General features: G+C 68.5%; 13 protein-coding genes and 1 pseudogene. 8 read left to right on the top strand and 6 right to left on the bottom strand.

Going from position 1 to position 12,875, the window contains the following annotated elements; genetic code table 11:
- The coding region (locus tag ACP99_RS04390; RefSeq protein WP_049985431.1) for a flippase activity-associated protein Agl23 at window positions 1-1,541 on the bottom strand (1,541 nt) is incomplete at its 3' end.
- 107 nt (window positions 1,542-1,648) lie between these two features.
- Between ACP99_RS04390 and ACP99_RS04385 the strand changes: the two genes are divergently transcribed.
- From ACP99_RS04385 to ACP99_RS04375, 3 genes are all read left to right on the top strand, one after another.
- Window positions 1,649-1,990, top strand: a complete 342-nt coding sequence (locus ACP99_RS04385; protein ID WP_049985430.1) for a hypothetical protein — start codon at window positions 1,649-1,651, stop codon at window positions 1,988-1,990.
- A gap of 96 nt (window positions 1,991-2,086) precedes the next feature.
- Window positions 2,087-2,530: a universal stress protein gene (locus tag ACP99_RS04380; RefSeq protein WP_049985429.1), complete on the top strand. Its 444-nt coding sequence runs from the start codon at window positions 2,087-2,089 to the stop codon at window positions 2,528-2,530.
- Window positions 2,531-2,612: 82 nt separating this feature from the next.
- Entirely contained in the window at window positions 2,613-2,939 is a 327-nt protein-coding gene (locus ACP99_RS04375; protein ID WP_049985428.1) for a 2Fe-2S iron-sulfur cluster-binding protein, read from the top strand.
- 41 nt (window positions 2,940-2,980) lie between these two features.
- Here ACP99_RS04375 and ACP99_RS04370 read toward each other — a convergent pair whose 3' ends face one another.
- The gene (locus tag ACP99_RS04370; protein WP_049985427.1) at window positions 2,981-4,846 is read right to left on the bottom strand and encodes a globin-coupled sensor protein; all 1,866 of its coding nucleotides are present in this window, start codon (window positions 4,844-4,846) and stop codon (window positions 2,981-2,983) included.
- 123 nt (window positions 4,847-4,969) lie between these two features.
- Here ACP99_RS04370 and ACP99_RS04365 point away from each other — a divergent pair, with 123 nt between their 5' ends.
- Window positions 4,970-5,659, top strand: coding sequence for a hypothetical protein (locus tag ACP99_RS04365; RefSeq protein ID WP_049985426.1), 690 nt, complete (start codon window positions 4,970-4,972; stop codon window positions 5,657-5,659).
- A 199-nt stretch (window positions 5,660-5,858) separates the two neighbouring features.
- Here ACP99_RS04365 and ACP99_RS04360 read toward each other — a convergent pair whose 3' ends face one another.
- Complete coding sequence (locus ACP99_RS04360) at window positions 5,859-7,097, bottom strand: mandelate racemase/muconate lactonizing enzyme family protein (RefSeq protein ID WP_049985425.1); 1,239 nt, start codon at window positions 7,095-7,097, stop codon at window positions 5,859-5,861.
- Window positions 7,098-7,199: 102 nt separating this feature from the next.
- Here ACP99_RS04360 and ACP99_RS04355 point away from each other — a divergent pair, with 102 nt between their 5' ends.
- Window positions 7,200-8,057, top strand: a complete 858-nt coding sequence (locus tag ACP99_RS04355; RefSeq protein ID WP_049985424.1) for a hypothetical protein — start codon at window positions 7,200-7,202, stop codon at window positions 8,055-8,057.
- A 33-nt stretch (window positions 8,058-8,090) separates the two neighbouring features.
- On the opposite strand, the gene ACP99_RS04350 is transcribed toward ACP99_RS04355, so the two are convergent.
- Complete coding sequence (locus ACP99_RS04350) at window positions 8,091-8,669, bottom strand: MBL fold metallo-hydrolase (RefSeq protein ID WP_049985423.1); 579 nt, start codon at window positions 8,667-8,669, stop codon at window positions 8,091-8,093.
- Between the two features lie 79 nt (window positions 8,670-8,748).
- Between ACP99_RS04350 and ACP99_RS18965 the strand changes: the two are divergent.
- From ACP99_RS18965 to ACP99_RS04335, 3 genes and pseudogenes are all read left to right on the top strand, one after another.
- Window positions 8,749-9,263, top strand: a pseudogene (locus ACP99_RS18965) (metal-dependent hydrolase).
- 141 nt (window positions 9,264-9,404) lie between these two features.
- Window positions 9,405-9,599: a cold-shock protein gene (locus tag ACP99_RS04340; protein ID WP_049985421.1), complete on the top strand. Its 195-nt coding sequence runs from the start codon at window positions 9,405-9,407 to the stop codon at window positions 9,597-9,599.
- Window positions 9,600-9,880: 281 nt separating this feature from the next.
- Complete coding sequence (locus ACP99_RS04335) at window positions 9,881-10,495, top strand: response regulator (RefSeq protein ID WP_049985420.1); 615 nt, start codon at window positions 9,881-9,883, stop codon at window positions 10,493-10,495.
- Between the two features lie 14 nt (window positions 10,496-10,509).
- On the opposite strand, the gene ACP99_RS04330 is transcribed toward ACP99_RS04335, so the two are convergent.
- Together ACP99_RS04330 and ACP99_RS04325 are read right to left on the bottom strand one after the other, a co-directional pair.
- The gene (locus ACP99_RS04330; RefSeq protein ID WP_049985419.1) at window positions 10,510-11,316 is read right to left on the bottom strand and encodes a creatininase family protein; all 807 of its coding nucleotides are present in this window, start codon (window positions 11,314-11,316) and stop codon (window positions 10,510-10,512) included.
- Window positions 11,317-11,463: 147 nt separating this feature from the next.
- Window positions 11,464-12,744, bottom strand: coding sequence for a polymer-forming cytoskeletal protein (locus tag ACP99_RS04325; protein ID WP_081927124.1), 1,281 nt, complete (start codon window positions 12,742-12,744; stop codon window positions 11,464-11,466).
- Window positions 12,745-12,875: the final 131 nt, after the last annotated feature.

Raw genomic sequence — 12,875 nt, 5'->3', positions numbered from 1 at the left:
CGGGGCGGCGCGCGGGTCGTGCGCTCGTCGGCGACGTGGTACGCCGATCCGACGTACAGCACCTCGGCGGTCGCGGGGTCGCCGTCCGCGGCGTCTCGGACGGACGACGCCAGCGGTTCGAGGTCGTCGGCGGGCTGTGCGAACTGCGCGAGTTCGTTGCTCCGGTCGGAGGGGCCGTACACGCCACCGGCGGCGACTGCACCCGTCTGGGCCCCGATGGCGAGAACGACGAGGACGACGGCGACGACGGTTCCGGCGTCGACGCCAATCGAGACGAGGGATTCGTCGGCGTCCGCGCCTGCGACACCGTCGGCGTCGCCAGTCCTCGACGCGGCGGCGACACCCCACCGGAGGATCGCCGCCAGACAGACCGCTGCGGGGAGGGACAGCGGCAGCACGACGTGAACGAGCGTCCAAGGTGCCGACACCTCTGAGACCGTGGGAAACACGACGACCGCGGTCAGTCCCCAGTAGCCCGCGCCCTCGACGAGCGGTCGGCGCGCCGCGGCGTAGCGCGACCACAGCGTCCCCGCGACCCCGAGCACGAGCACCGGGAGCGCCAGCGAGGTGAGGAGTCCGAACGCGTCGGCGACGTACGGGATGAACGCGTGGGTCCCCTCGGGACCGCGGTGGACGATTCGCACGCCGACGAACCGGCGAACGGAACCGACAGTCCCCTCGTAGAGGGCGAGGTGGACCGTCGAGGGATCGAAGAGCCCCACGTCGACGCCCGGTCCCGACCGGGGCGCGAACAGCAGCGCCGTCACGCCGGTCGCGAGCAACCCGGCGCGGGCCGCAGGCGTCGCCGTTCCCGATAGCCGGGTCCGGAGCGCCGAGACCGTCCGCCGAACGCCCGCGCCGCGGTCGGCGGCGACGCTCCGCTGGTCGACGAGGAGCGCCCACGCGAGGAGCCAGCAGACGAGGTAGCCGGCGACGAAGCCGGACGCCGAGGCGGCCAGCGGCAGCGCGACGGCGGCCGCGTAGGCGTCGCGGCGGCTCCGACGGTCCCACGCGCGAACCGCGAAGCCGACGAACGCGAGACCGAAGAGCGCCAGCGGGACGTCGCCGCGGAGGAATCGCGAGTAATAGAGGAGCACCGGGTGGAACGCCAAGAGAGCTGCGAGGAGGACCGTTTCGAGGTCGTCGAGTCGGTCCCGAAAGAGCAGCGCGACGAGCGGGAGCGCGGCACCGAGCGCGGCGACCGGCAGCCGAGCGAGCCGCTCGGAGACGCCGAACACCGCGAACAGCGCCCGGTCGGGGTGATACAGCAGCGGGCCGCCGGCGACCGGGCGGTACTGGAACGCGCCGGTGTCGAGGAAGCGGAGCGACCAGTACCCGACGCGCGCCTCGTCCCAGTGGAACGGCCGGCCGCCGAGGTCGACCACGCGGAGCGCCAGGCCGACGGCAACGACGGCGAAGACCGCTGGGAGTGCGGGGTCGCGCGAGAGAACGGACTGAAGCGTCGAGACGGCGGATGCGACGACAGACGACGCAACTTCCGGATCGGAATCGGCGGAAGCGGTGTCGCCCTCGCGCGGCATAGGGGCGTGTCGCCACCCCGAGAGTAGAAGCTTTGTGATCGGCGTCGGGGTCGACGACCGCTCCGGGATTCACAACGCCCAAGCGTCCTCCCCGCCCACCCCGACGTATGAGTGTCGTCGATTCGCTGCCAGCGCGGCCGCTGACGCCGGAGGAACTCGTCCAACTCAACGCCGCCGAGGCCCTCGAACTCGCGGTTCCGATCGAAGACGAGGGTCGGGCCTCCGGACTCCTCGTCGCCTCCGCGGCGTGGGTGAAAGGACTCGCCTTCGACGCCGACGTTGAATCGTGGACGGTCGTGGAGACGGTGGAACTCGACGGAGAGACACCGCGCGTCGACGGACTGCAGGCCTGTGAACGGGCGATTCTCCGCTTCCGCGGCGACGACCCCGACGAGGTCACCCCCGCAGACGCACCCGGGACGTACCGACCGAGCGTCGACGAGGAGTGACGGAATCCCCCACCGACAGCGGCGGGTAGCGCGCCGATCGAACCGGGAGCGATACGGGATACTTTCTAAACCCCCGATGACGTACGTTAACACACGATGTACGACAGTATCCTCGTCCCGACGGACGGCAGCCCCGCCAGCGAGGGAGCGGTCGGACACGCTATCGAACTCGCGAAGCAGTACGGGTCCACGCTCCACGCCCTGTACGTCGTCGACACCGGCGCGTACTCGGCGATGGAGGTCGGCTCGGACATCGTCGTCGAGGCGCTGCGCGAGGAGGGCGAACAGGCCGTCGCGCGCGTCGCAGAGGAGGCCGAGGCGGCCGGAGTAGACGTCGAAACGGCCGTCGAGACCGGAATCGCCCATCGGTCGATCACGGAGTACGTCGACGACGAGGGCATCGACCTGGTCGTGATGGGGACGCACGGACGGACCGGCGTCGGCCGGTTCCTCCTCGGAAGCGTCGCAGAAAAGGTCGTCAGAACCGCCGACGCGCCGGTGATGACCGTGCGGTCGGAAACCGAGGAGACCGAGGAGTGAACGGGACGGCACGGACGAGCGACTCCGACGCGTCCCGACCGCTTCGCAAAGAACTTTGAATCGGTCCGTCGAACGGCGAGGTATGACCGAATACACCGTCGAGTTCGTCGGCACGGACGAGACGATCGAAGTGTCCGACAAGCAGACGATTCTGAAGGCCTGCATCGAGGAAGGGATCGCACAGGAGTACTCCTGCCGCGTCGGGATGTGCCTGGCCTGTTCCGCCGAGATAGTCGAGGGCGAGGTCGCCCAGCCCGCCGCCCGCGGGCTCACCGACGAGGAGCGCGAACGCTACGCGCTGACGTGTATGGCCCGCCCGCAGAGCGACCTGAAACTCGACCGCGGCGTCTACCCACCGAGCATCGAGCAGGACGCGGCCGACGCCGCCGCCGCGGCCGACGACGACTGAGTCTGGTCGCTTCGCGGTCGCTCAGGCCGTTGCGGGCTCGTTTACTCTTGGAATCGCCGTCCTTCGGAGCGGTCGGTCGCCTCCGCCGGTTCGACGCCGCCGTCGGTGCCCACGAAGGCGAACGCGTTTTCGTCGTCCGAGGTGGGATCGGGCTCTGTAGCCGATAGCTGCTGCGGAGTCGACGGCTGCGAGGAACGGTCACCGGAGCCGTCATATTCGGCCTCCGCCGCGTCCGGATCGGTCAACCGGTCGGCGGCGCGCTGGATCGTCTCCATCCGCTGGGACTGCTCGCGGCTCGCGCTTGCGACGTCGTCGACGCGTTCGGCGACGTCGTCGGCGCGCTCGCGGGCGTCTTCGACCATCGCGGTCACCTCCTCGGCGCTGACAGCCTGTTCGTCGGTCGCGACGGCGACTTCGGTTATGCCCTCCGTGGTGCGCTCGACGGCGTCGACGATCTCCTCGAGGCTGTCCATCGCGTCCTCTCCTCTGTCGATGCCCTCGTGAAGCGTCTCGGTCGTCTCCGAGAGGCTCTCGATCGTGTCCGCGGCGTCGGCCTGCACGCGGTCGACCGTCTCCTCGACGTCGCTGGCGCGCTCTCGTGACTGTTCGGCCAGTTGCTTGACCTCGTCGGCGACGACCGCGAAGCCGTCGCCCGCCTCTCCCGCCCGCGCGGCCTCGATCGACGCGTTGAGCGCGAGGAGGTTGGTCTGTTCGGCGATGTCGTCGATCGCCTCGATGACTTCGTCGATCTCCTCGATCTGCGCCTGTAGCTGTTCGAGGTCCGCGGAGGCTTCGACCGCCGCGTCGGCGACATCTTCCATCACGTCGATGGCCTCGTCGGCCGCTTGCTCGCCGGAGCGCGCCCGCGATACCGCCTCGTCGCTCGTGTCTTCGACCTGATCTGCGGTCGCGGCGATCTCCTCGACGGTCGCGCTCATCTGTGAGATCTCCGCGGCCACGTCCTCCATGTCCGTCGCCTGCTCGTCGGCGAGGTCCCGGATCGACGCCGAGCGCTCGGTGACGATCGACGACGCCGACGCGACGTCGTCGATCGGTTCCCGGAGGTCGCGTTCGACTTCCCGGGCCAGTCGCTCGTGGCGCTCCGCCTCGCGGCGGGCCTCCTCGCTGTAGGCGTGGACGTAGGTGTCCATCGCCACCTGTTGGTCGAGCGCGAGCACCTTCAGAAGCGACGTCGTCCGATCGACGACGGCGTCGACCGCGGCGTCGACGTCGGATTCGCCGTCTCCATCGGCCTCGTCCACGTCGATGTCACGCTGGCTCGCCACATCCTCGGGATCGCTCCCGTTCTCCGTCCGACCGCGTCCCAAGAGTCGAGACAGGAACCCGACGCGATCGGTCGCCGATTCCGCTTGGCCGTCTCCGGGCGCTTCAGTCTCCGTCTCGGCTGTCGCCTCCGCCTGTGACCTCTCGTCTGCCGGGGCGAACTCGTCTTTGACTTCCTCGCCGATGGCGTCGACGAGCCGTTCGTAGTAGACGCTGTACGCGCCGATGTAGAACTTCGGCCCCAGCCCCAGCATCTCGTGGATCTTCCCGACGCGGGCCCGCCGGGCGAAGTAATCGCGGTCGTACTCGCCGTCTGTCAGCGAACGGAGATACGCCCCTTGGTCCCGCTTCAGCCGATCGAGCCCCTTACTCGACCGACCCAGAATCTCCGTCGCGTCGTCGTCGCTCGTCAAGTGGTCGTAAAACTCGTCGACGATATCGTCGGCGACGTCGTCGAAGGTCCCCTCGAGGGCTCGCATTCGCTCCTCGTCCGACTCGTCGAGCCGAAGGAACGACTTCCGCCACTCGATCTCCGCGCGGTCGATGTCCAACGCGTCGATCAGTTCGTCGCCGTCGACCCGTCCCCGCGTCTCCTCGGTCACGGCGACACCTCGGTCGTCCATAGCGGAGTTCCGCCACCGCCGCATAAGACAGTTGGCTCTACAGTATCAGATTTGATTCTACTGTGAGCGGCGTCACCGCGGATCGGAAGCAACGATTAGGTTCGTCGCGCCCACGTGTCGACTATGACGGATGAGATCGGAGACGCCGGGGAACGGGCCCGGACTCGGCGGGCCTGCGACCTCCGCGATCGACTCGAATCGACGTACGCCGACGAACTGGCGCTCCTCGGATCGAGGCGGTTTCTCACCGCGGCGGCAGGCGGCGAGCCGACCGCGCCGGCGCTCCTCGACGCCGCCGCAGAAAGCGAACACGCCGCTCGCGAAACGTTCACGGAGTGGGCCGCAGACGCCGCCGACCACGAGGCGCGCGCAGCCTTCGAGTCGGTCGTCCAACAGGAGACGGAGCACCGCTCGCGGGTCGCCGCCGAGCTCGACGAGTGGACGCCCGAGGAGGGCCCACCGGGACCGATGCACGCGTACCTCCGCGGTCGGGAGACGACGATCGAGCGGGTCGCCGGCGGGATGGTCGGCCGCCCGCTCGCCTCGCTCCGCACCCACGCGCGACTCGTCGAATTCTTCGAGCGGCGGGAGACAGCGTCGGCGGAAAGGCGGGCAGCGCTGTTCGCCGATCTCCGCGCGGAGACGGCCGGGACGCTCGAAGACGGTCTCACGGTGCTCGCCGCCCGGTGTGAGACGGACGCGGACTGGAACACTGCAGAACTCGTCGCCGGCTACACGATCCGGCTCGCATACGACGACACAGCCGACGCGCTCCGATCGCTCGGAATCGACGTCGACACCGGATCCGAGTGATCGACGCCACGGACACAGATCAGAACTGCGCGGGCCCGACTTCGCTTCGCTCAGTCGAACAGGGCAAATCACAGATTTGCTGGCCCGACTTCGCTTCGCTCAGTCGAACGCCGTGGAGCGGAACTCCACGAGCCCGACGAAGCTACGCTTCGTCGAACGCCGATAGACTCGCTTCGCTCGTCTATCGAGCCCGATCCGGCTACGCCGGATCGAACAACTCCTCGCCGTCGACCATATGTTCCTCGACGGCGTCCATATCGAGCGTCAGCCCGAGTCCGGGGCGCTCGGGGATCTCGATGGAGCCGTCCTCGATGACGGTCTCCTCGACGAGGTCGTCCCACCAACCGAGTTCGTAGGAGTGGTACTCGACGGCGAGGGCGTTCGGGATCGCCGCGCCGACCTGCGCGGCGGCCATCGTCGCGACCGGCGAGGAGACGTTGTGCATCGCGACTGGGACGTAGTACTGGTTTGCGACGTCGGCGATCTTCCGCGTCTCGCGCATCCCGCCGACCTTCGGGAGGTCGGGCGCGACGATGTCGACCGCCTGGTTCTCGATCAACCGTCGCTCCTCGGTCACTCTGTATCGGTTCTCGCCGACGGTGATCGGCGTCGTCGTCGACTTCGTGACCTCCTCCTGGACTTCCAAATTCTCCGGCGGTACGGGGTCTTCGAGCCACCAGACGTCGTACTCCTCGATGGCGTCGGCGAGGCGTTTCGCCGATACGCCGGAGAACGTCCAGTGGCAGTCGAAGGCGACGTCCGCGCGGTCCTTCACGCGTTCGGTGACCTGCTCGACGATCTCGGCTTTGTGGCGGATCTCGCCCGGTCGGAGGTGGCGGTTCGCGCGGTCCTTTTCGAGCCCCGAGGGCACGTCGAGGTCGAACTTCAGCGCGTCGTAGCCGAGGTCCTCGACGACGCGCTCGGCCTCGTCGGCGCAGGCCTCGGGGTCGGCCTCCTCCTCGGTGTGGCAGTCGCAGTAGACGCGCATCTCGTCGCGGTACTTCCCGCCGAGAAGCTGGTAGGCGGGGAGGTCGAGGATCTTCCCCGCGAGGTCGTGCAGCGCGACTTCAATGCCCGAGATTGCCGTGACGGTGACGCCCTCGACGGACCCCTCACCGGACATCTTCTGGATCAGGTGCTCGTACAGCCGGTCGATGTCGAGCGGGTTCTCGCCGACGATCATCGGCGTCATCCGCTCGATGAGTTCGGGGACGCCCGCGCCCCAGTAGGCCTCGCCGGTGCCGACGATCCCGGCGTCGGTGTAGACGCGCACGAGCGTCCACGGGAAGTTGCCGTCGACCATCGTCGTCTGGACGTCGGTTATCTCGACGTCCCGGCCGCCGCCGCGCTTCGCTCGCACGCCCATCGTCTCCGCGGAGAGCTCCCGCATCGTGTACTCCGCGTTCGGGTCGTGTAACTCGGCGTAATCGACTCCCATAGCCGCGTATTTACTCGTCGCGAGGTAAACCTTTGGAGATGGCGACCGGACGGCCGGTTAACCGACGATTAGCTATCCGGTCGGGGGACGCATCCGGCAGCTATGACGACGCTCGACGGACGAATTACCAGATTCAAACGCCCCGAATACACCGGTGAGAACCGCTGTCTACCCTGTACAGCGGTCAATCTCGTGATCACGTCGGTGCTGGCAGCCCTCGCAGCCGCCGCGTGGCTCCCGCTCGGCCTCCTCGCGGCCGGCATCGGCCTCACGGCGATCTACTTCCGGGGCTATCTGGTCCCCGGCACCCCGACACTCACGAAGCGCTACCTCCCCCAACGAGTGCACCGACTGTTCGGGACTCACGGCGGGGGCGCGGTCGACCTCGATGACGGGTTCGACGCGGAATCGATCGAGAACGCGCTGCAGTCGCTCGGCGCGCTCGAAGCGTGCGCGGGAGGCAACGCCTCGGAGGGGGACCTCTGCCTGGCGACTCGGTTCCGCGAGTCGTGGTACGCGCGGTTCGACGCCGAGCGCGCGGACGCGGAGACCGCTCGGCGGCTGTTTTCGGATCTCGACGTCGACCCGGAGGCGATCGACGTCGACGGCCGCGCGAACGCGTTCGCCGTCGTCGCCGAGATGCCGACGTCGACGCGTGCGACGACGCTCGCGAAGTGGGGGTCGGCGGCCGCGTTCGTCGCCGACGCGGCTGCGGACACGGTTCTCCGGAAACGGAGCCCCGGTTGGGCCGACCTCGATGTCGACGCTCGCCTGGAACTGCTGGGCGCCCTGCGCCTCTGGCTTGACCGCTGTCCGTCCTGTCGGGGAACCGTATCGCTCGACGAGGAGACGGTCGAGTCCTGCTGTCGCTCGGTCGACGTCGTCGCAGCGACCTGCGAGGACTGCGAGGCGCGGCTGTTCGAGGCGCAGTTCTCGCCCGACGCGGCGCGGGAAGCGTGAATTGGGGTGAGGCGAAGTGAGTCGGGAGCGCTGTTAGCCCATCTGAGATGACCGAAGGGCGATCTCGACGTCGTCGAGCGGGCGCTCGGTGACGCTCGGACCGTGGCCGACGTGGAGCGCGCTGAGCCCGTCCTCGACGGTCTCGTGGAGGTATTCGATGCTCTCGACGAGCGTGGGCCGGTCGCCTCCCTCGAGGTCGGTGCGGCCGAACCCGCCGTTCGCGAAGACGAGGTCGCCCGCGAAGCAGACGCCCGTCTCCGCGGCGTAAAAGCAGAGGTGGTCGGCGGCGTGTCCCGGCGTGTAGAGCGCCTCGTACTCGTCGTCGCCGAGCGGAACGGTCTCCCCGTCTGCGATCCCGTTGTCGACGTAGTCGCTGTCGGCGTCGTAGCCCCACGTTTCGACGTCGAAGGCCTCCCGGGCCGCGCCGACGTTCTTGACGTGGTCGGGATGGGTGTGCGTCAGATAGAGCCGATCGAGGTCGTCGACGTGCTCGGAGAGGCGGGCGAGGAGGTCGAAGTTCGCGCCCGCGTCGACGAGCGCCGTCGTTTCGCCGGTGACGAGGAAGACGTTCGAGGTGAACGCCTGGACGTCGCGCGCGAGGTTTCGGATCACGCACTCGGGTAGGCCACCGGCCGAGGAAACCCTTCCGTTCGGTCACGACGTTTTTGTGCGCCCGCGCCCAGTTCCGCGTATGTACCAGAAGGGCCACTACGGCGTCTCCCTGCTCGTCTTCGCCCCGATCGCGTTCGTCCTTCTCGCCTTCGAGCGCGCGGATCTCGCGGTCGTCGTCGGGGCGACGATGCTGTCGCTCGCGATGCTGCCCGACGTCGACCACCGGTCCCGGGGATACCCCACCGCGGCCCCACTCACTCGCTGGTCTTCGCGGCGCTCGTCGGCGGCGCGTTCGGTGCTGCGGGCTTCGCGATCGAGACGGTCGCCGGCGGGGCGGTCGCGCTCGATCTCTCGACCCTCGTCGGCGGCGCGTCGCTCGCGGCGGCCGGGTTCGCGCTGGGCGCGCTCACCGTCGTCGCCCACCTCCTCGGTGACGCGCTCACCCCGGCGGGCGTCAACTTCCTGTGGCCGTTCTCGGCGCGGACGTACACGCTCGGGCTCTGGCGCGCGGACAACGCGATCGCGAACTACGGGCTCCTCTCGGTCGGCGTGTTCGCGACCGCCGCAGCGGTCTATCTCGGGGCGTTGCTCTGAGTTGACAAGGGCGATACGCTGAGGGGACGGGAGGGGCACGTCCGTCAGCAAGCCATCAACCAAACGACGCGATTTCGAACCATCTGGTCGGCATCCAGCGACACAAGGCTTATTTATCGCCTTCGCGTGGGTTAGGTCGCAATGGCGAAAGGTACGGTTGCGTTCTTCAACGACACGGGCGGTTACGGTTTCATCGAAAGCGACGATTCTGACGAGGACGTCTTCTTCCACATGGAAGACGTCGGCGGTCCAGACCTCGAGGAGGGTCAGGAAGTCGAATTCGACATCGAGCAGGCCGACAAGGGCCCGCGAGCGACGAACCTCCAGCGCCTGTAAGGACGCACACGACAGCGGTACTGCGGTCGGCGATTCCCGTCGATTCTCACCACGATTCTGCATTTCTCACCCCGGCTAGACGGCGGCTTATAACGCAAGCGGAGACCGGGCGCGTTCACAGCGAGCGTCGTCGACGACGTCGCCAAAACCGCATCGGCGGGCCGAATCGGGCTTCACCGTCGCTATCCGACCGATATTCGCGTTCGGAGTCCCCGTACGTCGGGCCCGAAAACGGGGGCAAGAATTTAGACGACAGGCTTCGAGGTGGGCGGTGGATCGAAATGGACGGCGCTACACCCCGGATCCTCGTCGTCGAAGACGAGCCCGATTTGGCGGAGCTCTACGCTATCTACCTCTCGGATACCTACGAGGTCCAAACGGCAACGAACGGCGAAACCGCACTCGAGGTGGTCGACGACGACACGGACGTCGTGCTCCTCGATCGACGGATGCCGGATCTCACGGGCGACGAAGTCCTCGAGGAGATCCGGGCGCGCGGGCTCGACACCCAGGTCGCGATGATCACCGCCGTCGAACCCGACGTCGACATCGTGGAGATGCCGTTCGACGACTACCTCGTGAAGCCGGTCACGCAGGACGACCTCCACGGGCTCGTCGAGGTGCTGCTCCGACGGGCGAACTACGACGAACGCTCTCGGGAGTTCTTCTCGCTCGCCTCGAAGAAGGCCGCGCTGGAGTCCTCGCCGGACGTGTCCGTCGACACCGAGAGCGAGTACCGCGAACTGACAGAGCGGATGGAAGAGCTTCGCACGGAGATCGACGGTACCCTCGCGGAACTGAGCGAGGACGACTTCCGCGACGCGTTCGCCTCGTTCAGCGACATCGAGTTCGACGAGTCGGCGGCCGTCTCCGAGGAGTCCGAAGACGCCGGGTGAGCGTCACGAGCTACCTACGCCGACCGGCCGCTCCCCGGTTGGGGATCGACGTGCGCCGGAGCGAGCAGGTCCTCGATCGGCTGCGCGTCGAGCCACGACAGGAGCCGGACGAGTTGGTCTGTTGCCGCCTCGAACAGCTCTTCGCCGATCTCGGCGGTCGCGCCGGTCTGATCGCCGAAGACGCCGTTCTCGGAGTTCTCGACGGCGTCGTAGAAGGTCCGCGCCCCGTGCTTCTGGAGGATCTCGGACGCGGCTTCGATGTCGACTAGGCCGCCGTCGCGCGCGTCTTCGAGCCGATCCTCGCGGACCAGTTCGGGCGCGAGGTGCTGGATCATCGCCGTCTCCTTCGGGCCGCCGTGGGGGCCGTTCTGCTCGAAGACCTCCTCGACGAGCTCGGGAATCGACTCGTCCCACATCCACTCGACCGCGTACATCGTGCCGTCGTCGCGGAGGCGGCGGCCGACCTCCCGCAGGTGCTGGACGTTGCCCCCGTGGGCGTTGACGTAGACGACGCGGTCGATCCCGTGGTACGCGAGGTTGCGCGTCATCGACTCGACGTAGTCGCGGAACTGCGGCGGGTCGACCCACATCGTCCCGTGGAACTGCCGGTGGTGCGGGCTGACGCCGACGTTGACGGTGGGGGTACAGAGAAAGCCCGTCCGCTCGGCGGCCTCTCGGGCCAACCCCTCGGCGATGAGGTGGTCGGTCGCGAGCGGCAGGTGGGGGCCGTGCTGTTCGGTCGATCCGAGCGGGACGATCGCGACCGACTCCTCGGCGACGTACTCTCCGAGTTCCGGCCAGGTCTGGTCTGCGACGTACATACCGGCCGAAGGGGTGGCGACGTCAAGAAGGTACGGCACGACGGCCCGCCGGTGAGCGAGGATGGATGCGGCCCCGGGTGTGCCTCCCTAGTCGCCGCTCTCGCCTTCGACACCTCGCCGCCGATCTCGCCTCCGACACACTATGGCCTACGCGGTCGCGTCCGAGGATTTAGGGCCGATCCCAGAGTCCTCCGAGCCGTCGCTCCCGGCGTTTCCCGTTCGGTCGCCCCACGCATCGCCGCCGGTGCCGTCGCGCTCTGAGTCCCTGTCCTCGCCGGCGTCGGTGTCTCCCGTGTCTCCCTCGCCACCGTCCCAACTGCCGTCTTCCCCGTCACCACCCGACCGGCTGCGGAGGGCGGCGACGAACGCGCCCAGGCCCACGAGCAGGACGAGTAGCGAGACGAGCGCGCCGACGAACGGGACGAAATCGAGCACCGCCACCGCGACGACGCCGACCAGGAGCGCGAGCCAGCGGTTCTCCGCGTCGGCGAGCGAGAGCAGCCACGCGCCGAGGACGATCGTCCCGTAGACGGACGTGACCCACAGCAGGAGGCCGAAGGCGACGAAGCCGGCCAACGAGATCGGGATGCCGACGATCGTGACGAGCAGCAACAGGAGCGCGATCGGCGTTCCGACGAGCGTGAGCAGGCCGATGCCTGCGCTCCGCGCCGCGCTCGATCGGCCGGTCGCGACGACGTCGCGGCCGAACCGCGGCGCGGCCACGAGCAGGATCGCGCCGAGAAGGAGATTCACGAGGCTCCCGTACAGCGTCCCGACCCACTGGGGGATCGTCGGGAGTTCCGCGCCGCCGCCGAACACCTCCGGGCCGGCGACCGAGAGCGACTCGTCCCGGACGACCGTCCCGGAGACCGTCGCCTCGTCGGAGAGGGAGAACTCCTCGGCGTCGTACGTCAGTGACCCGCCGATCTCGGCCGGCGCACCGATCTCCACCGCGTCGGCTCCGACGGTGGCGTCGCCGTCGATTCGGCCGTCGATCAAGATGTCCGCCGCGCCGGCCTCCAGCGACCCGCCCACGCGGGAGCCCTCGCGGAGTTCGAGCGACGCGGCCCCGACGGTGACGTCGCCGTCGACCGCGCCTTCGATCACGACGCTGCCCGCCGCGGCGTCGAGCGACCCCGTCACCTGGCCGGACTCGGTGACGATGACCGATCCCGCGGCCGCCGACACGTCGCCGTCGACGGTGCCCGCGATCACGACGCTGCCCGCTGCCGCGTCGAGATCGCCCTGGTACGTTTCGTCGGCGTCGATTCGGACGACGCCGCCGACCGCGCCGTCCGAGCCGTTCGGGCCGAACTGCTGGGCGGCAGCGACCGTCGGCATCCCGCCGAACACGACGAGTGATACGATGAGGAGGACGAGGAGTCGTCTTCGTTGGACGGTGACCCGTCCGCGTTCGTGTCCTGACATACTCTTTCACGAGAGGGGACCTCTCACTGCGCCGATACGACGGCCACCGTAATAGTTTCACCTTCGGAGCCAAGCGACTGGCACCTTCACGGCGCGGCGGCGGTCGTCACGGTCGCACGTTGAATCGCCGC

The sequence above is a fragment of the Halobellus rufus genome, assembly GCF_000739575.1.
Taxonomy (GTDB): domain Archaea; phylum Halobacteriota; class Halobacteria; order Halobacteriales; family Haloferacaceae; genus Haloquadratum; species Haloquadratum rufum.
This window is presented reverse-complemented; position numbering and strand designations above follow the sequence as displayed.

Excerpts from the sequence above, each read along its gene's own strand:
- ACP99_RS04385 (WP_049985430.1), top strand. The coding sequence starts at position 1,649 with ATGAGTGTCGTCGATTCGCTGCCAGCGCGGCCGCTGACGCCGGAGGAA.
- ACP99_RS04380 (WP_049985429.1), top strand. The coding sequence starts at position 2,087 with ATGTACGACAGTATCCTCGTCCCGACGGACGGCAGCCCCGCCAGCGAG.
- ACP99_RS04375 (WP_049985428.1), top strand. The coding sequence starts at position 2,613 with ATGACCGAATACACCGTCGAGTTCGTCGGCACGGACGAGACGATCGAA.
- ACP99_RS04370 (WP_049985427.1), bottom strand. The coding sequence starts at position 4,846 with ATGGACGACCGAGGTGTCGCCGTGACCGAGGAGACGCGGGGACGGGTC.
- ACP99_RS04365 (WP_049985426.1), top strand. The coding sequence starts at position 4,970 with ATGACGGATGAGATCGGAGACGCCGGGGAACGGGCCCGGACTCGGCGG.
- ACP99_RS04360 (WP_049985425.1), bottom strand. The coding sequence starts at position 7,097 with ATGGGAGTCGATTACGCCGAGTTACACGACCCGAACGCGGAGTACACG.
- ACP99_RS04355 (WP_049985424.1), top strand. The coding sequence starts at position 7,200 with ATGACGACGCTCGACGGACGAATTACCAGATTCAAACGCCCCGAATAC.
- ACP99_RS04340 (WP_049985421.1), top strand. The coding sequence starts at position 9,405 with ATGGCGAAAGGTACGGTTGCGTTCTTCAACGACACGGGCGGTTACGGT.
- ACP99_RS04335 (WP_049985420.1), top strand. The coding sequence starts at position 9,881 with ATGGACGGCGCTACACCCCGGATCCTCGTCGTCGAAGACGAGCCCGAT.
- ACP99_RS04330 (WP_049985419.1), bottom strand. The coding sequence starts at position 11,316 with ATGTACGTCGCAGACCAGACCTGGCCGGAACTCGGAGAGTACGTCGCC.
- ACP99_RS04325 (WP_081927124.1), bottom strand. The coding sequence starts at position 12,744 with ATGTCAGGACACGAACGCGGACGGGTCACCGTCCAACGAAGACGACTC.